This window comes from Pacificoceanicola niger, assembly GCF_048553275.1.
In the GTDB taxonomy this organism is placed as follows: Bacteria; Pseudomonadota; Alphaproteobacteria; order Rhodobacterales; family Rhodobacteraceae; genus Pacificoceanicola.
In genome coordinates this window covers 85,971-104,689 of record NZ_JBLZMW010000015.1, presented here as the reverse complement: position 1 = coordinate 104,689, position 18,719 = coordinate 85,971, and the positions used below count along the sequence as shown (strand labels likewise).

The following is an 18,719-nucleotide window of genomic DNA, read 5'->3' as shown; positions in this document are numbered from 1 at the left end:
CTCATGGAAACGTACCAGCACATTTCCTCAGCCTTCGACCGCGACCTGGAAGGCATTCAGGCCAAGATCCTCAAGATGGGCGGTCTGGTCGAAGTTGCCATCCGCGACGGCTCCATCAGCCTTGAGAACCGGGACATCGAGCTGGCTGAAAAGGTCCGCGCCGGGGACAAGGTGATCGACGCCATGGAAGAGGCGCTCAACGCCGAGGCCGCCCGCGTCATTGCCCTGCGCGCGCCCACGGCGATCGACCTGCGGGTGATCCTCTCGGTCATGCGCATGTCCGCCAACCTCGAACGCATCGGCGATCTGGCCAAGAACATGGCCAAGCGCACCTCCGTCCTGGTCGAAATGCCGAACATCGACGGCGCTTCGCACTCGCTGCGCCGCATGGCCCGCGAGATCGAAGTGATGCTCAAGGACGCGCTCGACAGCTACATCCAGCGTGACGAGGCGCTGGCGCTTGATGTCATCGACCGCGACAGCGAAATCGACCAGATGTACAATACGCTGTTCCGCGAGTTCCTGACCTTCATGCTCGAAGACCCGCGCAATATCACCGCCTGCATGCACCTGCATTTCATTGCCAAGAACATGGAGCGCATGGGCGACCACGTCACCTCCATCGCCGAGCAGGTCGTTTTTCTCACCTCGGGCCGCAGACCCGAAGAGGCGCGCGACAAGCAGGATGAAACCTCCACCGATGCCGCGCTCAGCACCCCGCTGACCGACTGACAGAGGAAGCACGCCCATGGCTGCCGATCAACCCACCGTTCTTCTGGTCGAGGACGAACCCGCCCAGCGGGAAGTCCTGCGCTATAATCTCGAAGCGGAGGGCTTCCGCGTCGTGCCCGCCGAGAATGGCGAGGAGGGGCTTGTGCTCATGGACGAGGAGCACCCTGATGTGATCGTGCTCGACTGGATGCTGCCCAAGGTGTCCGGAATCGAGGTTTGCCGCCAGCTCAAGACCCGGCCAGAGACGCGTGCGGTGCCGATCATCATGCTCTCGGCCCGCTCCGAAGAGGTGGACCGGGTGCGCGGGCTTGAGACCGGCGCGGATGACTATGTGATCAAACCCTATTCGGTGGTCGAGTTGATGGCGCGGGTTCGCGCCCAGTTGCGCCGCAGCCGTCCGGCGGCCTCCGGGCTGGTTCTGGAGTACGAGGACATCCGGCTCGATTCTGAATCGCACCGGGTGACCCGCGGCGAAGATCCGTTGAAACTCGGACCGACGGAATTCCGTCTGCTCTCCACCTTCATGGAAAAGCCGGGGCGCGTTTTTACTCGCGAACAACTGCTGGACCGGGTGTGGGGGCGCGATATCTACGTCGACACCCGGACCGTCGATGTGCACGTCGGGCGCCTGCGCAAGGCGCTGTGCAAACACGGCGGCGAGGACCCGCTGCGCACCGTGCGCGGGGCGGGCTATGCACTCGGATAGGCCCTGAGCGACCGGCCCTGAGCGACCGGCGCCGGGTTCCTGCAAGCAATCCGGTTCCCTGCGGGCGCGGAATGTCCGCCCTGTGCTGCCCGGTTTTCGCGGTGATTAACCAATTCTGACGCAATGTCATGTGCGGGTTTGGCCCGGTAGCGCTATCACAATGCATGCGGCTTTTGGATTTTGTACCAAACTCGGCGAGAATCGTACCAAACGCCCGTTAACGCTGGCCTCGAAACGGTTAACGCCTCTGCCGGGCAGAGGCGTTGATCACAAGATATGGGCGTTGCACTGGCAACGTACGCGCCGTTACCCCTCGGCGCGCTGCGTTAACCGGGGCAGGGCGCGCCCGAAAGGTTAACCCACCAATTGGCAGATCCGGCGCACGGCCGCAGCATAGCTCTCCGTCCCGAGACCCGCGATCACGCCATCGGCGCGCATCGATATATAGGAATGGTGGCGAAAGCTCTCGCGCTTGTGCACCTGGCTGATGTGCACCTCCATAACCGGTCCTTCAAAGGTGTTCAGCGCATCCAGAATGGCCACGGACGTGTGCGTATAAGCCCCTGCGTTTATTACGATTCCACACGCTTTTTCGCGCGCCTCATGGATCAGGTCGACCAGGCCACCCTCGTAATTGGATTGTGCCTGATGAATGGCGAACCCGTCATCGGCGACACGCGTACAGAGCGCGGTCACGTCGTCCAGGGTCTCAGTGCCATAGAGGTCCGGCTGCCGCTTGCCCAGCAGGTTCAGGTTCGGACCGTTCAATACATAGATCGTCTTCATGCCATTCTCACTCCCGATTTTGCCACCGATGTAGCCAAGCCGCCTGACATTGAAAAGAAAAATGCCACCACGCCTGCCGCAAGGACATCCTTGACCGAGGCGCGCGCCTCGGTTTCGTCTGGCAATGGCGCAATGCATCGCCAATATCATGGATCACGGCGAGCCCGGCATCTGCGGCCCCTGAGCCTGTCTCAATTGTAGCGAAACTGTGGCGAAATGGGCCGAATGATTCGAGCCAGGAGTGCTGCAAACCCGCCCCGCGCATGAACAATCTCAGCGTCGCGTCGCGATTGGTTCACGCGAGGTGGCGAATATCGCCACATTTTGTCACCGAATGCGATCGCACGGGCCAGATCTCCGGAGCCGGGCAACTGTTATCAAAGCGCGGACAATCAATGCGGCTGCAAAAGCGCCATTTGAGCCGGAGATCAAGATTTCGACAAATTCTAAGGGATTTACCGAAGCGAACTCCGGAAAAACTGGAAACAATGTGATGAAAATTTCGCTCAGCCTTTGCGAAAATTCGGTCACATTTGGCCCGGTCAGCCCGGCCAGGGGGAAGCGTTGGCAAATTTTGTCCTTTGTGCGTCACCGGTCATTGCGTATTAATTAACGCAAGCCCACTGGGGGGTGAAGTCTGTTGGCCACGGGGGCGGCCGCTGATCTGTTGAGCATCCGCGATGGATGCGAGGTGATGCGAGGGTGGAGAATCCGCCCGTGCTGCTATGGCGAAGTGTGTCTGCTCTTATTTCAGGGCGTTGCGCTTTGCCGTGACACTTCGCAATCAATCGCAAGCCTGACGGGTAACTGAGGAAACGGGCAGTGCCGCGCGCATTGTCGCCGACACTGCGAACCGGGTTCTCCCCGGGAAAGGTAATGAGGGTCGAAAGATGGCTGATCTGTTTCTTAACTGGGGTGCTTTGGGCGCCTATGGTACCAATCTGGATGACGGGGCGAGCGTCGCGGTCGACACCGGCGGTGTTGAAGTCGGGGTCACGTTCAATGCGGCCGATCCGTATGCCTCCGCGTTTACCTACAGCGCCGAAGGCTATGTCGCCGATGGCGAAGACCTGAACCCGAATTCCTTCCTGAAGATGTTCGACGATGCGAATGACGATGGCGTGCCGTCGACCGCCAGCACAACGCTGACCTTTACCGCCACGGACACCGACAGCTTCACCGACGAGGTGCAGGCCGTTTCATTCCGCATCAACGACCTCGATTTTTCTTCCCTGAACGGCGATATGGACAACATCGGCGCCGGAGACTTCGAAGACATCGTCACGGTCAACGCTTATGACGCCGAGGGCAACCTCGTGCCGGTCACGCTGACCCCTGCGGGCGCCGTCGCGACGTCTGGGCAGACCGCGACAGGCACAACAGAAGGCACGTTTACCGACGCCTCCGGCTCGCTCCTTGTGACCATTGATCAGCCGGTTCACAGCATTGAGATCATTTACGAAAACGGCGGCACCGTGCAGCAGGCCGTGACCGTTTCCGACGTGCATTTCACCACCGTTGACGTGGATGGCAACACCGCGCCGGACGCTGTGGACGACACCGAAACGACTTCGGTCGATACGGCCGTTGTTGTTCAGGTACAGGGCAACGACAGCGATCCCGAAGGCGATACGCTGACCACGACCTCCGCCACCGATCCGGCCAATGGCTCCGTTGTGGTCAATCCCGACGGGACCATCACCTACACGCCCGATGCGGGCTTCATGGGCACTGACACCTTCGATTACACCATTGATGACGGCAATGGCGGCACCGATACGGCAACCGTGACCGTGGTGGTTGATAACGGAACCAACACGCCGCCGGTGGCCTTCGACGACACCGAAACCACGGGCGTCGCAACGCCCGTGACGCTTGACCCTACATTGAACGATCTGGATGCCGAAGACAGCACCGACGATCTGTCCGTTCTCTCCATCGGCACCCCCGCCAACGGCACCGCAGTCCTGAATGCTGACGGCACCGTGACCTATACGCCGAACGCCGGCTTTACCGGGACCGACAGCTTCACCTACGAGCTGCGCGACACGGGTGGTCTCGGCGATCAGGGCACCATCACGGTCACCGTGACGGATGCGAACACCGCGCCGGATGCTGTCGACGATGCTGGCACGACCACCGTCGGCACGCCTGTGACCCTCACCGTGCTCGGCAACGACACCGATCCCGAAGGCGACACGCTGAGCACGACATCGGCAACCGATCCGGCCAACGGCTCGGTGGCGGTCAATCCCGATGGGACGATCACCTACACGCCGGACGCCGGTTTCACCGGAACCGATACGTTCGATTACACCATCGACGATGGCAACGGCGGCACCGACGCTGCGACCGTTACGGTCACCGTGTCCGACGACGCTCCGAACGATCCGCCGGTCGCTGTCGACGACACGCCAACCACGGAGGTCGGCACGCCCGTCACGCTTGATCCGACGGAGAATGACAGCGATCCCAACGGCGATCCGGTTGTCTGTGTCGCGATCGGCACGCCCACCAACGGAACGGCGACGCTCAACCCCGATGGCACCGTGACCTATGTGCCCGATCCAACCTTTATCGGTGAAGACACGATTCCCTATACCATCGACGACGGCAACGGCGGCACCGACACGGCCGAGATCATCGTGACCGTCACACCTGCGGATCCCGGCCGCATCGACACGGACATCTTCCCGGTCGATCCGTCGCTGCAGGATGACGACCCGTTCAACGGATTGGACGAAGACCCCGATCCGAGCGACGATCTGGACAGCGTTGACGGCACCGCTGGTGTCGACGTGATCAACACCGGGGACGACAACGACACCATCAATGCCGGCGCTGGCAACGATGTAGTCAACCCTGGCATCGACAACGACCTTGTCACGCTGGGCGATGGCAACGACATCCTCGTGGACCCGCAGGGGGCCGATACCATCTTTGGCGGCGCGGGCGATGACACGATCATTGCGGGCGTCAACACCTTCTCGAACTACGAAGGCGACGATCCGTTTTTCCCGACGCTGGGCTTCACCTCTGATCCCAACACCGAGGATGGCCGCGATTATGTCGAGGGCAACACCGGGAACGATTCCATCGAAACCGGCGACGACGATGATACGATCGACGGCGGACAGGGCGATGACACGGTGGATGGCGGCATTGATGATGACCTCATCACCGGCAACCAAGGGAACGACTCGCTGCTTGGCGGTCATGGCTCCGACACCATCGACGGCGGTCAGGACGACGACTATATCGACGGCTCCGCACCGGCGGCCTTGGAACTAACCGACGACATCGACGTTAACACCGAGAACGACCGCGACAGTCTGATTGGCGCGCTCGGAAATGACACAATCTTTGGGGGCGACGATGATGATACTCTGCTTGGCGGTTCTGGCAATGACTACCTTGACGGTGGCATCGATGAAGACTCGATCAACGGTGGCGGTGACGACGACACGCTGATCGGCGGTCAGGGTGGCGACACTCTGAACGGCGGCGCAGGTGACGACAGCATCTCTGGTGGTGCGGATCGCGACGTGATCGTCGTCGATAGCGCCGCAGACGGCATCGGCGACACCGTGGATGGCGGCGCGGAAGGGGATGACTACGACATCCTCGATTTGAGCGGCGTCGGGGTGCGCGGCGAGGATTGGCGCATTGTCGACACCTCGCCGGACAGCAACGGCAACGGCATCGACGGCACCGTCGAATTCCTCAATGCTGATGGCGATGTCACCGGCACCATGGACTTCTTCGAAATCGAAGAAGTGGTCCCGTGCTTTACCCCCGGTACGCTGATCGCGACGCCGCAGGGTGAGCGTCTTGTCGAAGATCTCGAACCCGGCGACCGTGTCATCACCCGTGACAACGGCATTCAGGCGATCAAATGGGTGGGCCGCAAGGACCTGACCGGATTTGATCTGGCGCGCAAGCCGCACTTCAAGCCGATCCTGATCCAGAAGGGCGTTCTTGGGAATAACCTGCCTGAGCACGATATGCTGGTCTCGCCGAATCACCGCATCCTGGTGGCCAACGACAAGACCGCGCTTTACTTTGAAGAGCGGGAAGTTCTGGTCGCGGCCAAGCACCTGACCGGTCTTGACGGGGTGGACGAGGTCGAAAGCCTCGGGGTCTCGTACATTCACGTGATGTTCGAAAACCACGAAGTAATCCTGTCGAACGGCGCCTGGACCGAAAGCTTCCAGCCTGGAGATTACACGCTGAAGGGCATCGGGACGGCGCAACTTGAAGAAATCTTCGAGCTGTTCCCCGAACTGGAGCAGGCCGAGGGCCTCGAAGCCTATGGCGCCGCGCGCCGCTCGCTGAAAAAGCACGAAGCACAGCTTCTGACAAAGTGATTGGGATGGTTTCGGTTCAGCCCCACAGGGCTGGGCCAAACGCCTTCTCAAGTGCGGACAGACAAAGAAACGGGGCAGGGTGACCTGCCTCATTTTTATTTGAAATCAATAGATTGAACGATCTTGCTAAGCCATCACCTCAGCCCGCCACGTGGCCCAAGCCTCCGGCGTATCGAGATCCGTCAAGGCACGGTTGCCTTCAAGCGGGATACGCGCCAGCCGATGCGCGTTTGCCTGGACAATGTCCCGCGCCCCTTGATCGCCGGTCAGGCGGGTCAGCGCGAGGAAGCAATCCGCAGGAAACAGGACCGGGTGACCGGGCGTTCCGTCAGCGCCGCAGGCCTGTTGAAGCATCGGATGAGGAAGGGCGCGGAACCCCTTGATAAGCTGCATCATATCCGCAGTCTCAAGGTCAGGCATATCACCGGGCAGTATCATCACGGCAGACATCCCCTTCGGCAGGAGTCCAACCCCGCGTCGCAGCGAAGCAGACATGCCGTCGGATGCATCCGGGATCGCAATAAGTTGCACCGGCAGCCCGGCCAACGCCGCACAGCGCGGATGGTCGTGATCCGGCACGGTGACGGTCACATGGCAGCCGGTGGCCAATGCACGACTGGCCTGCCTGCGCAGCAGCGGGGCATCGTCGACCACTTCGAGCAGTTTGTCTTTCCCAAGCATCCGGGAACTGGCGCCGGCAGCGGGGATCAGAATGGCAATATCATGCATGGGGCATTTATAGCAGAAAGTGCGGTCATTTGTCAGCCAGAGCTGTGTCAGAAACGGTCGATATTGTATCAGGGCAGAAGAGTTTCCCTAATTGCTGCAGTAGCATAGCGTCCTTTCTTCGCACGGTCGGTGCGGGATTGATGCGCGGGAGATCCGGTCATGCCATGGGAAATCCACCTCGTCGTCTGGCCTGGCAATCCCTGGCTGTCCGGATCGGCCAGCGTTGCCATCCCGAACGTGAACGCATCGGAAACTGCGTTACGTAAGACTGTCGTCGCGTAATGTTCTTGCATAAAATCAATGCCTTGCTAGAGCGTTTGAATTTGCTAATATTGCTTACTCAAAGGAAAGAGAGGCGATCATGACATTGGCCGACATCCCCGGCGATCAATCTGTTCGCCTGGAAGAGCTCAAAGGGTACAATATACTCGACACCGAGACGGGACCGGATTTTGACGCGCTCGTCGCACTGGTGGCGAGGTTGCTCGATGTTCCGACAGCCTTGATCAGTTTTGTGGATGACAGCCGGCAGTGGTTCAAAGCCCGTGTCGGTCTGGATGTCGCGCAGACCGATCTCGAATCCTCGATCTGCTCGCATGCGATCTTACACGATGACTTGACGGAAATTCCCGATACGCTCGATGACGATCGCACACGCGACAACCCTCTGTGTTCCGGGATGACCGGGAAGATGCGGTTTTATGCAGGTGCGCCGTTGATCACGCCGACTGGCCGAGCGATTGGTACGCTCTGCGTTCTGGATGACAAGCCGCGCGTCTTGACGGATCTGCAGCGCGATGTGCTGCGGGTGATGGCGCAGCAGGTCATGAAGCAGCTTGACTTGCACAGGGCACTGGCTGCGGAAGAGGTGTTGCGCGATGAAATCGACCACCGGGTCAAGAACTCGCTGCAGACGGTTTCGTCTTTTCTGCGAATCTATAGATCACGGGCAGACCATGACGAAACCCGTGACATTCTGCAGGCGGTGGACCGGCGGGTGACGGCGGTGGCAGAGCTGCACGCGGCCTTGTACCAATCAAACAGCCACAAGAGTGTTTCGCTCTCCGAGTATCTTGATCGGATGGTCGTCCTGCTGCAAAGCCAAGCTCCGGCCGGCATCGTGCTTGAAATCACATGCGCGCCGCTGACCGTGTCGCCGCAGGTCGCCTCCTCGCTCGCGCTGATCATCAGCGAATTTGCCGCCAATGCGTTCAAACATGCCTTTCCGGAGGGCGCCGGCGGGGTGGTGTCGATCGCGGTGTCGGAAGACGCGGGGAGCCTTGTGCTGATTTGCCGGGACAATGGCACTGGCGGCGAGAGCAAGGGCCCCATCGACGCCAGTACCGGAATCGGCATTCGGCTGATGGAAGCCTCCGCCGAGCAAATCGGCGGCACCATGAATGCCGGGCCACAGCCCGGGGGCTATTGTCTCGATCTTACTGTTCCACTGGAGCCCGCGCCCTAGAGCGGACGCACCTTCAACTGTGTGATGCGATTGTTTTCGCGCGCGACGACTTCGAAGCGGAAGCCGTGAAACGAGAAAACCTGTCCGACGGTCGGGATCATCTGCGCCTCGTGAATGACCAGACCGGCGATGGTGTTGGCTTCGTCGTCGGGCAGGGACCAATCGGTCGCGCGATTGAAATCGCGGATCGTCATGCCCCCGTCGATCCAGTAATTGCCATCATCGCCCTTTTCCAGCGTATCGCTGCCCTGCGGGTCGTGTTCGTCGGTGATTTCGCCGACGATCTCTTCGAGAATGTCCTCCAGCGTGATCAGGCCTTGCAGCGAGCCGTATTCGTCCACGACCAGCGCGAAATGCGTGCGGCGGCGCAGGAACTGGCGCATCTGATCGTCGAGCGACGTGGTGTCCGGCACGAAGTAGGGCTTCATGGCGACATCCAGAACACGGAACTCGCGGAAGCGTTCCTCTGCCGCGCCGCCATCCTCGTAGAGCTTGTACATCGCGCGCACGAGATCCTTGGCATGCACGACGCCGACGATGTTCTCCGGCTCTCCGCGATAGACCGGCAGGCGGGTGTGCGGGCTTTCAAGGCATTGCTGCAGGATTTCCTGCGGATCGGCGCTGGCGTTGATCATCTCGATACCCGAGCGGTGCAGCATGATTTCCTCGACCGTGCGTTCGGACAGATCCAGCGCCCCGAGAATGCGGTCGCGGTCTTCCTTTTCGACAATGCCTTCGGAATGGCCGAGTTGCAGCGCGCCTGCGATCTCTTCGCGCACGGCGAGGATGTGGCTGTCCGGGTCGGTGGGGACGCCGAACACCCGCAACACCCCGCGCACAAGAACCCGCACCGCGGACACCACCGGGGCAAACAGTTTGACGATCAGAGCAATCGGGGCCGCCACGCGCGAGGCGGCGGTCTCGGGATTGGTGATGGCGTAGGTTTTCGGCAGCACCTCGGCAAAGATCAGAACCAGCAGCGTCATCACCAGGGTCGCCAGCGCCACGCCGCTCTCACCAAACAGCCGGGTAAAGAGCGCCGTCGCCAGCGAGGTAGCCAGGATGTTGACGAGGTTATTGCCAAGCAGGACCGAACCGATCAGCCGTTCATTGTCCTCGGTGATCTTGAGCGCCGTCGCCGCTCCGCGCGAGCCTTTGTCGGCGCCGTTGCGCAATTTCCCGCGCGAGGCGGCGGTCAGCGCGGTTTCGGACCCCGAAAAGAAAGCGGACAGCATCAACAGCGCCACGATTGACGTGGATGTGATCCAGAAGGCGGTATCCAGCAGGCTGGTTTCGGGTTCCATGTGGCGGGCGTTCCTTTATTGATTAAAGGGGTTATGGGGGCCGGGCTCTCTGCATTCAAGGGCTTGGAACATGTTGGTCACATCCACCCGCCGCAAAGTCCTGTCTTCGGCCGGTCCGGTGCTGGTATTCGGGGGGCCGTACTCCAATCTTCAGGCGACGCAGGCCATACGTGCCGTCGCCGAAGCGCGCGGCATTCCGCCGGAACGCTGTATCTGTACTGGCGATGTTGTCGGCTACTGTGCCGATCCCGAAGCGACCATCGACGAGATCCGGGACTGGGGCTGTCATGTGATTGCGGGCAATGTCGAACGGCAACTGGCGGAAGGGGCGCTGGATTGCGGTTGCGGATTCGAGGCTGGCTCGGTCTGCGATCGTCTTGCGGCGGGCTGGTATGCCCATGCCAATGCGCGGGTCGGTGCGGCAGCGCGGGCCTGGATGGCCGCTTTGCCAGATGTGCTGTGTTTCGAAGACAAGACGCGTGGCCCTGTGTGGGTCCTGCATGGTGGCAGCGATGCGGTCAACCGCTTTGTCTGGCCGGACACTTCCGCCGAGGGTCTGGAGGCGCAGATCGCTGGCCTCGCCCCAGCATCATCGCCGCGCGGGCCAAAGGTTGTTCTTGCCGGCCACAGCGGCATGCCCTTCATGACCCCGGTGCAGAATGGGCTTTGGGTCAATGCCGGGGTCATCGGCCTGCCGCCCAACGACGGCGCGCCGCTGACACGCTATGCCATCCTGCACGGCGACGGGCAGGCAGAGATTTGCGCGCTGAGCTATGATTTCGAGGCCGCTGCACAGGCGATGGAACAGGCCGGTTTGACGCAAGGCTATCATTACGCCCTGCGCAGCGGCTGGTGGCCGTCGGAAGACATCCTGCCGGCCGGGCTGCGGCGTCAGTCCCTGGCCAGGGGGTGATGATCCAGAACCAGCGCGCGCAGGCGCTCTTCGAGCACATGGGTGTAAATCTCGGTCGTCGCCACATCCGCATGGCCAAGCAACGTCTGGATCGAGCGCAGGTCGGCCCCGTTCTGCAGAAGGTGCGTGGCAAAGGCGTGGCGCAGCGTGTGCGGCGAGACCTTGTCCGGCATGACACCGGCGCGCACCGCGATCTCCTTGATCAGCATATAGAACCCGTGGCGCGTTAGATGTCCCGCCTTGCCGCGTGAGGGAAACAGGAAAGCGGAGGCCGGTTTGCCTTTGACCCGTTTGATGTCCTCTTCCGCATCGCGCGCCGCCAGCCAGTCTGCCAGCGCCTCCCGCGCGGGCGGAGAGAGCGGCACCATGCGCTCCTTGCCGCCTTTGCCTCGGATCAGCAACATGCGCGGATCGCCGCGCGCGGAACTCAGTGGCAGCGAGACCAACTCGCTCACCCGCATACCCGTGGCATAGAGCACCTGCATCAGGCAGCCGTTGCGCAGGTTGTCAGCGGTCGTGCGCCCTTGCTCCGTGGCGGCGATCAACAGCCGGTCGACCTCTTCGATGGTCAGAGTCTTGGGCAGCCGCTTGTCGCGCCCCGGTCCGGAGATCTGGATCGCCGGATTGTCGCTGCGCAGGCCTTCTTCAAAAGCAAAGCGATAGAGCTGTTTGATCGCCGAGAGCCGACGCGCCCGTGTCGCGCGGGACAGCCCCTGTCGATCGCAATAGACAAGGTAGTCCTCGACGTGGCGCTTTTCCGCCGTGGTAAAATCCAGGTCGCGATCCCCGAGCCACGTTTCGGCGTGGCTCAGGTCGCGCTCGTAGGCGGCCAGTGTATTGCCCGCCGCGCCGCGCTCCGCCGCCATGGCTTCGAGAAAATTCGCGATCCAGAATCGGGCGCTCATCGCCGCGCCCGCTCGGCATCGAGGATCATCAGTTGCAGGGCGGCCCGGCGTGCCACATCCTCCAGCCCGATCCCGCGCAGCGTAACCAGCGCATCGGTCAGATCCGCAGCATTGCCATCGGCACCTGAGTTGAACAGGGCCACGGCGCGCAGGATGACTTCGCCAAGCCGCCCCTGCGCCAGTTGCTCGTGCAGAACCGCCGGAATCTGCGCCCCGGAGAACCCGGCCGCCACGGCTGCCGAATGCGGCAGCGCGACCACCCCGGCGTCGGGCGGCATCTGCCCGCGCGCGATGGCTGTCAGGAACCGGACCTCAGGACCTTCATCGCCGATCCGGCTGCTCAGAGCCTCGTAACCGGGCGAAAGGAAGACGCTGCGCAGCGCCATACGGCTTGCCCGGCCGCTCAGTCCAAGACCGACAAGCCGTTCGGCAAACAGATCCGCGAAGGGCACAAGCAACCCGGCGCTGGCCATTTGTGACCAGACCTTGGGCAGGGCCAGCGAGACCGCATCCGGCGCCCCGCGGTTCAGCGCCTTCTCGAAGTCTTGCAGCGCATCGATCCGGTCCCAGACCCCGCCGGACGCGGCCGGTTCGCGCAGGGTGTAGAGGCCAAGCAATTGGTTGGCAGGCAGCGCGCCGACACGGGCCAGCCGCTCGGCGGCCTCGATCTGCGCGCGCCAGCCGTTGTCGCCGCCCAGATCGAGCACCGAAAACGCCAACGGCAGCGGCGCGGTCGGCAAAGGCTCGCCCATGGCTTCGAACAGCCGGAACTCCAGCGGCGTCGGGCGCACCGGCGGGATCAGTGCCGGGCGCTCCTCGGCGAGCGCGTCGTCGAGAAACCGCTCCAACAGATCCACATCGCGCGCGGGAAGATCGCCGAGCGTGCGCGCCGAGCCAAGCAGCAGCGTTGCCCGCTGCCAATCGCCGCTGCGCGCGGTGCAAAAGATCCGCAAGGCGATGTCGTTGCTCAGGCCGGGCGTGCTGCGCAAGGCGGCGCAGGGCGCGTTTGTCTGACCAAGCAACAGGTTGAGATCCGCCCAGCGCGAGAACAGCTCGGGCGTATCGTGCCCGGCGATTTCGATCAGGGCCTGCGCCTCTTCCACGGCGCCAAGCCGGATCAGCCAATCGAGCCGCGCCCCGAGATGCGCAATGCCCGCCGCGCCGGACGCGGGCGGATCCGCCTCGGCAAGCATCAGCGTGTGCAAAAGCTCGCGCAGGGCGGGCACCGCCGGGCGCGCGGCGGTGATCAATTCGCGCAGCCGCATGGGATCAGAGCCGATCCAGAGCGTGCCGGGCAGGCCGGTGACGCGCGATGACAACAGGCCGGCACCGCCGCTCCCGGGATTGTCCAGCGGCGTCTCCGAGACGATCGGGGCCGTCGCACTATTAGCCACGGGGTCGCTTTGCGCCAGCAGCGCACCGCCGGGCCAGGCAAGACCGGCACTGCACAATCCCGCGAGCAAACGTTTCATGGCGCGATTTCTGTTGGTTCTATTTGGCATCAAGCTCGACTGGCAGGCGAATCTCGGTTTGGGGCGGGCTGAAATCCGCTCCGAAGAACGGTCCCAGATAAGCATAGCCGATCAGCACTATTGCCCCAAGAACAAGAAGATAGAACAGATATTTCAGTATGCGCCCCATGCGCGGTTCTCCCTGCCTCGGTGTTTTTTAAAGTTTATACCTAGCCTTTTTGTCGCGTTCACGTCATTCACGCAACGAAGAAACGAATGGGCGTAAGATGGCCGAGGGGACACGGGCAAAGCGGCTGATCCTGCACAAGACGGTTGTGCTGGTCGGTATGATGGGCGCAGGCAAGACCGCCGTCGGGCGGACTCTCGCTGGCCAGTTGCGCGTGCCATTCCGCGATTCCGATCACGAGATCGAACAGGCCGCCAACATGAGCATCGCCGAGATTTTCGAACGCGACGGCGAGCCGTTTTTCCGCCGCAAGGAAACCCAGGTCATCGACCGCTTGCTGGATGCGACGCCTTGCGTTCTGTCCACCGGCGGCGGCGCGTTCATGAGCGCGGACAACCGCACAATGATCAGCAAGAAGGGCGTTTCGGTCTGGCTCAATGCCGATCTGGATGTGCTGTGGGAGCGGGTGCGCCACAAGGACACGCGCCCGCTGCTGCGCTCGCCGGACCCGAAAGGCACGTTGAAGGCGCTTTATGACAAGCGTGTTCCAACCTATGGGCTGGCCGATGTGATCGTGATGTCCGAGGCGCAGCGCTCATTGGAGGCGATGGCCCGGATCGTGCGGGAAACCTTGCTTGAGACGCGCCCCGATGTATTGGAGAGCCAGACATGACCCAAATCGTTGACGTTCCACTGCCGGGCCGGGCCTATCAGGTGCGCATTGGCGAGGGGCTGCTTGCCCGGGCCGGACAGGAGATCGCACCGCTGCTGCACCGCAAACGTGTGGCCATCGTCAGCGATGAAAACGTCGCAGCGCTGCATCTCAAATCGCTGGAGGACGCGCTGGCCGCGACGGGGATCGCGTCAGTGTCGCTGGTGCTGCCCGCGGGCGAGTCGACGAAGGGCTGGCCACAATTCACCCGCACGGTCGAATGGCTTCTGGAGCAGAAGGTCGAGCGGCGCGATGTGGTTGTTGCTCTCGGGGGCGGTGTGATCGGCGATCTGGTGGGGTTCGCGGCGGCGGTGCTGCGGCGCGGGGTGCGCTTCGTGCAGGTTCCGACCTCGCTGCTGGCGCAGGTCGACAGCTCCGTGGGCGGCAAGACCGGGATCAACGCACCGCAGGGCAAGAACCTGATCGGAGCCTTTCACCAGCCGGCGCTGGTTCTGGCGGATGTCGGCGTGCTGGGGACGCTGACCGGCCGCGATTTTCTTGCTGGCTATGGCGAGGTGGCGAAATACGGCCTTCTGGGCGATGCTGATTTTTTCGACTGGCTTGAAGAAAACGGCCCTGCCGCGGCGGCGGGCGATGTGGCGGCGCGCACTTACGCGGTGAAACGCTCGGTGGAGATGAAGGCCGAGATCGTCCTGCGCGACGAGACAGAGCAGGGCGACCGCGCGCTGCTGAACCTGGGGCATACGTTCTGTCATGCGCTGGAGGCGGCGACGGGCTATTCCGACCGGCTGTTGCACGGCGAGGGCGTGGCGATCGGCTGCGCGCTTGCCTTCGAGCTTTCGGCCCGGCTTGGCCTGTGTTCGCAGGAAGACCCGAGCAGGGTGCGTGCGCATCTTGCGACGATGGGCATGAAGCGCGACCTGAAGGACATTTCCGGCGATCTTCCAGACGCGGAGACCTTGCTCGACCTGATGGGGCAGGACAAGAAGGTCATCGACGGTCAGCTTCGCTTCATCCTTGCCCGTGGCATCGGGCAAAGCTTTGTCACGTCCGATGTGCCGCGCGAGGCGGTGCTTGGTTTGCTCTCGGAGCAGCGTGCCGCCTGCGGCTGAGCCGAAGTCCCCTGCGCAGACATCGAAAAAGGGCGCCCCGAAAGGCGCCCTTTGGATCATGCTTGCGGGCCGTAATCACCCCTTCCGGCGACGACGCACCATGGCCAGACCACCAAGACCCGCGAGCAGCAACGGCAGGGCCGCCGGAACCGGTACGGGGGACAGACCGCCGCCTGCGCCGCCTGTCGTCACGCTGTAGCCGTTACCGAATCCACGAACCTCTTCGTCATAGAGCGGATCGCCGTCAAAGGAATGGATCGAGTTGCGCACTTCGAGATAGGACAGGTTCGCGTCCTCCCAGCTGAACGAAGTCCCGCCGGTCAGGCTTTCAAAGTAATTATCGTCGAACCCGGCCGCAAAGAAGCCGACTTCTGTAGATCCGTCCGGACGCGTCGAGTTTAACATCATGACGAAGATCGCGTCGATGGTTCCGATACTCGCATCCCCTGTCGCGAAGTTGTTGCTTGCGTAGATCGGCATCGGGCCGGGCACGACTTCCGTGCTTGTGCCTTGCGCGTTGGTGATCGTGGCGTTCACCGTTCCCGTGGCGCCCACGACGGTCGGATTGGCGCCGGTGTCCGGATCGAATGCGCCGGTTTCCAGGGCGGCTGTATTGAGCGTCGCGGGATCGAAGGTGAAGTTGAATCCGATCGTTCCGGTGCTTTCGATGTCATAGGGGTTAGCAGCGGGTGGCGCGGTGGGAATCTGTGACGCGTCCCAAACGTTGGCCTCTTCGGTCAGGATACGGATGTACTCGTCCCAAAAAACATATTCGCCGGAAAACGGATCCGCATAATTCGGATCGCCGTCCTTATCGTAGCTGATCCGCTGGGTCACGTCCACGGAGGTGGATACGGTCAGTGTGGCTGCGGAGGCCGCAACGGGAAAAAGGGCAGCTGTGGCAAGGACAGAGAAGAGCGTGGTCTTTATCAGGGTCATGAGGCCTCTCGCGCTAACGTGGAATGGTCCGAAGTTTCAAAAGCGCTCTATTTTTAGCAGCGTTGCCATCATTTTGCCAGAATTCGACCGGTTTTTTCGTGGTTAACAGACTGTTGAAACGCAAAAAAACCGTTCGGGAGATGGGTCAGGGTGGTGTCAGGATAAGTGTACACCCCTATAAGAAGAGCGGCGCAAACGATGCGCCGCTCTTGTCTTTTCTCAGAGCACCTCGGCTCAGAACGGAATTTCGTCGTCGATATCGCGGGCCGGGGCGCGCGACGGCCCGGAACCGGAGCTGGAGCCACCGCCGTATCCGCCCTCATCATAGCCGCCACGGTCATCATATCCGCCGCCGCCACCGCCGCCAAAGCTGCCACCGGCGCCGCCGCCACCACCACCGGCGCCGCCCGGGCTGTCAAGGAAGGTCAGCTCACCGGCATAGGGGCGCAGCACGACCTCGGTCGAATACCGGTCTTGACCGTTCTGATCCTGCCATTTGCGGGTTTCGAGTTTGCCCTCGACATACACCTTGGACCCCTTGCGCAGGTATTGCTCGGCCAGGCGGGCGAGGTTTTCGTTGAAGATGGCAACCGAATGCCATTCCGTCCGTTCACGGCGCTCGCCGGTGTTGCGATCCTTCCAGTTCTCGGAGGTCGCGATCCGCAGGTTGCAGACCTTTCCGCCGTTCTGAAAGCTGCGCACCTCAGGGTCACGCCCCAGGTTGCCCACCAGGATCACCTTATTCACTGAACCGGCCATGCGTCGTTCCCCTTCGAATCTTGTCGGCAGATAATTGCCGCACGGTATACCACCCCGTGCCGGGGCATAAAGGGGCGGCTGGCCAAATCTGAAGGATTGGGTATAGTGCAGGCGATTTTGTGCTTGGAATTGGGACGGTGCGATGTTTCGGGGGATCTTGAGCCTTGTGATCGGGGCGGCATTACTATGCACGTCAACGGTCGTGGTGGCCGAACAGGTATCGACGCAGGGCCGGGCCCGCCTGTTTTCCAATCAGACTCGCGTTCTCGATAGCCGGGCATCCCAACAGTACAACAACTCCGTTCGTCTCAAACCGGCCAGTGTCATCACCCCAACCAAATACGGCGCGCTCGACGGAACGCTGCCGAGCTATCGGGGCAGCTATCGCGGTGCATTCGTTGATATGGCCCGCGCCGCTGCGCGCAAACATGGTGTGCCAGAGGATCTGTTCCTGCGGCTGGTCAATCAGGAATCGCGCTTCAACGCCTCTGCCAAATCACACAAGGGCGCCATCGGCCTTGCCCAGCTGATGCCGGGCACCGCGCGTGTGTTGGGCGTCAATCCGCATGACCCGCAGCAGAACCTTGAGGGTGGCGCGCGCTATCTCAAGATGCAGTTCGAGACCTTCAAGAGCTGGCGCCTTGCGCTCGCCGCCTATAACGCGGGTCCCGGCGCGGTAAAGAAACATGGCGGCATACCGCCCTACCGTGAGACGAAAAACTACGTCAAGAAAATCTGGGGCAGCTAAGCCTGGCCGCCCCCGGAGGGGATTACACCTTCCGGTCAATCCCCTTTGATCTGTCACGCGGGGGGCGGCAGGGTCAGATCCATTGCGCACCAGATCGCGTCATGATCCGAGGTCGTTTCGGGCACACGGGTAAATCCGGCGCTCTGCATTCGGTCATGGGTGAATTTCGACAGCAGAATGTGATCCAGCTGCTGTTTCTTGCCATCGTAGATATAGGTGTATTGCTCCTCAATCGGCAGCTCGGCCGTGGCGGAGATCAGGTTGTAACTGGTGTCCAGCTTGCCTGCCATGATGTCGATGGGGCGGGTGCGGGGTTCGTCATTCATATCGCCGGCAATGAGGGTAAAGGAGGGGCTGCGCAGGCTGCCCTGCTCGACGCGCGGGCGCGACAGATCGCGCATGATCTTGGCCTGCACATCGCGCAGACGGCGGGTTTCTTCTGTGCCGCCCCGGCGCGATTTCAGATGACAATTGAAGATCGTCAGGACGGTGTCATCGACCTCGATATCGACCCGCAGGAACTTGCCCAAAGAACCCATCATCTCCCGCTCGCGCGCGTCGATATAGGGCACAGCGGTTTGGTCAAGGCGCGTAACAGGCCGAATGGACACCGGCGTCGCGCTCAGCACCGCCACGTTCTGTCCGGTGAACGGATCAAGCGTTTCCGAACAGTAGGCGTGCTTCAGCGGCGAGCCGAGCGCCTGCAGCCTCGCCAGCAACGGGTCAAGCGTCACCGGCCCTTCGACCTCCTGCAGGGCGATGATATCGGGCCCGCGTCCCGGGGTCGGACCCATCGCGATGATAGCCTGCGCGATGCGCTCGATCTTTTCGTTGATCCCGCCCGGCGGCAAACGCAAACCCCAGCGTTTCAAGGGGTCTTCATCGTCGAAAAGCCATTCGGTGTTGAAGGTTGCAAACACAAAGGGCATGGAAAATTCCTCTC

At 61.9% G+C, this 18,719-nt stretch carries 17 protein-coding genes; 8 read left to right on the top strand and 9 right to left on the bottom strand.

What is annotated here, in order from left to right; genetic code table 11:
- Window positions 1–3 precede the first annotated feature (3 nt).
- Together phoU and phoB are read left to right on the top strand one after the other, a co-directional pair.
- Complete coding sequence (gene phoU / locus ACN2XU_RS17795; protein WP_419411808.1) at window positions 4–732, top strand: phosphate signaling complex protein PhoU; 729 nt, start codon at window positions 4–6, stop codon at window positions 730–732.
- A 16-nt stretch (window positions 733–748) separates the two neighbouring features.
- The gene (phoB, locus tag ACN2XU_RS17790; protein ID WP_419411807.1) at window positions 749–1,438 is read left to right on the top strand and encodes a phosphate regulon transcriptional regulator PhoB; all 690 of its coding nucleotides are present in this window, start codon (window positions 749–751) and stop codon (window positions 1,436–1,438) included.
- Window positions 1,439–1,792: 354 nt separating this feature from the next.
- Here phoB and aroQ read toward each other — a convergent pair whose 3' ends face one another.
- The gene (aroQ, locus tag ACN2XU_RS17785; RefSeq protein ID WP_419411806.1) at window positions 1,793–2,224 is read right to left on the bottom strand and encodes a type II 3-dehydroquinate dehydratase; all 432 of its coding nucleotides are present in this window, start codon (window positions 2,222–2,224) and stop codon (window positions 1,793–1,795) included.
- Window positions 2,225–3,114: 890 nt separating this feature from the next.
- On the opposite strand from aroQ, the gene ACN2XU_RS17780 reads away from it, so the two are divergent.
- A complete protein-coding gene (locus ACN2XU_RS17780) occupies window positions 3,115–6,591 on the top strand; it encodes an Ig-like domain-containing protein (RefSeq protein ID WP_419411805.1) in 3,477 nt (1,158 codons plus the stop codon).
- Window positions 6,592–6,717: 126 nt separating this feature from the next.
- On the opposite strand, the gene ACN2XU_RS17775 is transcribed toward ACN2XU_RS17780, so the two are convergent.
- Window positions 6,718–7,320: a nucleotidyltransferase family protein gene (locus tag ACN2XU_RS17775; protein WP_419411804.1), complete on the bottom strand. Its 603-nt coding sequence runs from the start codon at window positions 7,318–7,320 to the stop codon at window positions 6,718–6,720.
- Between the two features lie 361 nt (window positions 7,321–7,681).
- Here ACN2XU_RS17775 and ACN2XU_RS17770 point away from each other — a divergent pair, with 361 nt between their 5' ends.
- Complete coding sequence (locus tag ACN2XU_RS17770) at window positions 7,682–8,785, top strand: histidine kinase dimerization/phosphoacceptor domain -containing protein (protein WP_419411803.1); 1,104 nt, start codon at window positions 7,682–7,684, stop codon at window positions 8,783–8,785.
- On the opposite strand, the gene ACN2XU_RS17765 is transcribed toward ACN2XU_RS17770, so the two are convergent.
- Window positions 8,782–10,089, bottom strand: a complete 1,308-nt coding sequence (locus ACN2XU_RS17765) for an HlyC/CorC family transporter (RefSeq protein WP_419411802.1) — start codon at window positions 10,087–10,089, stop codon at window positions 8,782–8,784. The genes ACN2XU_RS17770 and ACN2XU_RS17765 overlap by 4 nt on opposite strands.
- A 70-nt stretch (window positions 10,090–10,159) precedes the next feature.
- Between ACN2XU_RS17765 and ACN2XU_RS17760 the strand changes: the two genes are divergently transcribed.
- Window positions 10,160–11,002: a metallophosphoesterase family protein gene (locus ACN2XU_RS17760; RefSeq protein WP_419411801.1), complete on the top strand. Its 843-nt coding sequence runs from the start codon at window positions 10,160–10,162 to the stop codon at window positions 11,000–11,002.
- Here the strand turns inward: ACN2XU_RS17760 and ACN2XU_RS17755 are convergent.
- Genes ACN2XU_RS17755 through ACN2XU_RS17745 form a run of 3 tightly spaced genes read right to left on the bottom strand, consistent with a single transcriptional unit; the run spans window position 10,981 to window position 13,548 of the window.
- Complete coding sequence (locus ACN2XU_RS17755; RefSeq protein ID WP_419411800.1) at window positions 10,981–11,907, bottom strand: site-specific tyrosine recombinase XerD; 927 nt, start codon at window positions 11,905–11,907, stop codon at window positions 10,981–10,983. The genes ACN2XU_RS17760 and ACN2XU_RS17755 overlap by 22 nt on opposite strands.
- Window positions 11,904–13,379 carry a hypothetical protein gene (locus tag ACN2XU_RS17750; RefSeq protein ID WP_419411799.1) on the bottom strand — a complete coding sequence of 492 codons (1,476 nt, stop codon included), beginning with the start codon at window positions 13,377–13,379 and terminating at the stop codon, window positions 11,904–11,906. Before ACN2XU_RS17750 ends, ACN2XU_RS17755 begins: the two co-directional genes overlap by 4 nt.
- A 19-nt stretch (window positions 13,380–13,398) precedes the next feature.
- Window positions 13,399–13,548, bottom strand: coding sequence for a hypothetical protein (locus ACN2XU_RS17745; RefSeq protein WP_419411798.1), 150 nt, complete (start codon window positions 13,546–13,548; stop codon window positions 13,399–13,401).
- 97 nt (window positions 13,549–13,645) lie between these two features.
- Between ACN2XU_RS17745 and ACN2XU_RS17740 the strand changes: the two genes are divergently transcribed.
- Both ACN2XU_RS17740 and aroB read left to right on the top strand, forming a co-directional pair.
- Window positions 13,646–14,218 carry a shikimate kinase gene (locus ACN2XU_RS17740; protein ID WP_419411797.1) on the top strand — a complete coding sequence of 191 codons (573 nt, stop codon included), beginning with the start codon at window positions 13,646–13,648 and terminating at the stop codon, window positions 14,216–14,218.
- On the top strand, window positions 14,215–15,330 hold the full coding sequence (aroB, locus tag ACN2XU_RS17735; RefSeq protein ID WP_419411796.1) for a 3-dehydroquinate synthase: 1,116 nt from the start codon (window positions 14,215–14,217) through the stop codon (window positions 15,328–15,330). The genes ACN2XU_RS17740 and aroB overlap by 4 nt, the downstream gene beginning before the upstream one ends.
- Window positions 15,331–15,405: 75 nt before the next feature.
- Here aroB and ACN2XU_RS17730 read toward each other — a convergent pair whose 3' ends face one another.
- Together ACN2XU_RS17730 and ssb are read right to left on the bottom strand one after the other, a co-directional pair.
- The gene (locus tag ACN2XU_RS17730; protein ID WP_419411795.1) at window positions 15,406–16,269 is read right to left on the bottom strand and encodes a VPLPA-CTERM sorting domain-containing protein; all 864 of its coding nucleotides are present in this window, start codon (window positions 16,267–16,269) and stop codon (window positions 15,406–15,408) included.
- Between the two features lie 234 nt (window positions 16,270–16,503).
- Entirely contained in the window at window positions 16,504–17,028 is a 525-nt protein-coding gene (ssb, locus tag ACN2XU_RS17725) for a single-stranded DNA-binding protein (protein ID WP_419411794.1), read from the bottom strand.
- 142 nt (window positions 17,029–17,170) lie between these two features.
- Between ssb and ACN2XU_RS17720 the strand changes: the two genes are divergently transcribed.
- Complete coding sequence (locus ACN2XU_RS17720; RefSeq protein ID WP_419411793.1) at window positions 17,171–17,776, top strand: lytic transglycosylase domain-containing protein; 606 nt, start codon at window positions 17,171–17,173, stop codon at window positions 17,774–17,776.
- 53 nt (window positions 17,777–17,829) lie between these two features.
- Here the strand turns inward: ACN2XU_RS17720 and ACN2XU_RS17715 are convergent, their stop codons facing one another.
- Window positions 17,830–18,705 (bottom strand): endonuclease/exonuclease/phosphatase family protein, encoded by an 876-nt coding sequence (locus ACN2XU_RS17715; protein WP_419411792.1) that lies wholly within the window; start codon window positions 18,703–18,705, stop codon window positions 17,830–17,832.
- Window positions 18,706–18,719: the final 14 nt, after the last annotated feature.

Coding starts and splice junctions, on each gene's coding strand:
- ACN2XU_RS17780 (WP_419411805.1), top strand. CDS start 3,115: ATGGCTGATCTGTTTCTTAACTGGGGTGCTTTGGGCGCCTATGGTACC.
- ACN2XU_RS17760 (WP_419411801.1), top strand. CDS start 10,160: ATGTTGGTCACATCCACCCGCCGCAAAGTCCTGTCTTCGGCCGGTCCG.
- aroB (WP_419411796.1), top strand. CDS start 14,215: ATGACCCAAATCGTTGACGTTCCACTGCCGGGCCGGGCCTATCAGGTG.
- ACN2XU_RS17755 (WP_419411800.1), bottom strand. CDS start 11,907: ATGAGCGCCCGATTCTGGATCGCGAATTTTCTCGAAGCCATGGCGGCG.
- aroQ (WP_419411806.1), bottom strand. CDS start 2,224: ATGAAGACGATCTATGTATTGAACGGTCCGAACCTGAACCTGCTGGGC.
- ACN2XU_RS17720 (WP_419411793.1), top strand. CDS start 17,171: ATGTTTCGGGGGATCTTGAGCCTTGTGATCGGGGCGGCATTACTATGC.
- ACN2XU_RS17770 (WP_419411803.1), top strand. CDS start 7,682: ATGACATTGGCCGACATCCCCGGCGATCAATCTGTTCGCCTGGAAGAG.
- ACN2XU_RS17730 (WP_419411795.1), bottom strand. CDS start 16,269: ATGACCCTGATAAAGACCACGCTCTTCTCTGTCCTTGCCACAGCTGCC.
- ssb (WP_419411794.1), bottom strand. CDS start 17,028: ATGGCCGGTTCAGTGAATAAGGTGATCCTGGTGGGCAACCTGGGGCGT.
- ACN2XU_RS17715 (WP_419411792.1), bottom strand. CDS start 18,705: ATGCCCTTTGTGTTTGCAACCTTCAACACCGAATGGCTTTTCGACGAT.
- ACN2XU_RS17745 (WP_419411798.1), bottom strand. CDS start 13,548: ATGGGGCGCATACTGAAATATCTGTTCTATCTTCTTGTTCTTGGGGCA.
- ACN2XU_RS17750 (WP_419411799.1), bottom strand. CDS start 13,379: ATGAAACGTTTGCTCGCGGGATTGTGCAGTGCCGGTCTTGCCTGGCCC.
- ACN2XU_RS17775 (WP_419411804.1), bottom strand. CDS start 7,320: ATGCATGATATTGCCATTCTGATCCCCGCTGCCGGCGCCAGTTCCCGG.
- phoB (WP_419411807.1), top strand. CDS start 749: ATGGCTGCCGATCAACCCACCGTTCTTCTGGTCGAGGACGAACCCGCC.
- phoU (WP_419411808.1), top strand. CDS start 4: ATGGAAACGTACCAGCACATTTCCTCAGCCTTCGACCGCGACCTGGAA.
- ACN2XU_RS17765 (WP_419411802.1), bottom strand. CDS start 10,089: ATGGAACCCGAAACCAGCCTGCTGGATACCGCCTTCTGGATCACATCC.
- ACN2XU_RS17740 (WP_419411797.1), top strand. CDS start 13,646: ATGGCCGAGGGGACACGGGCAAAGCGGCTGATCCTGCACAAGACGGTT.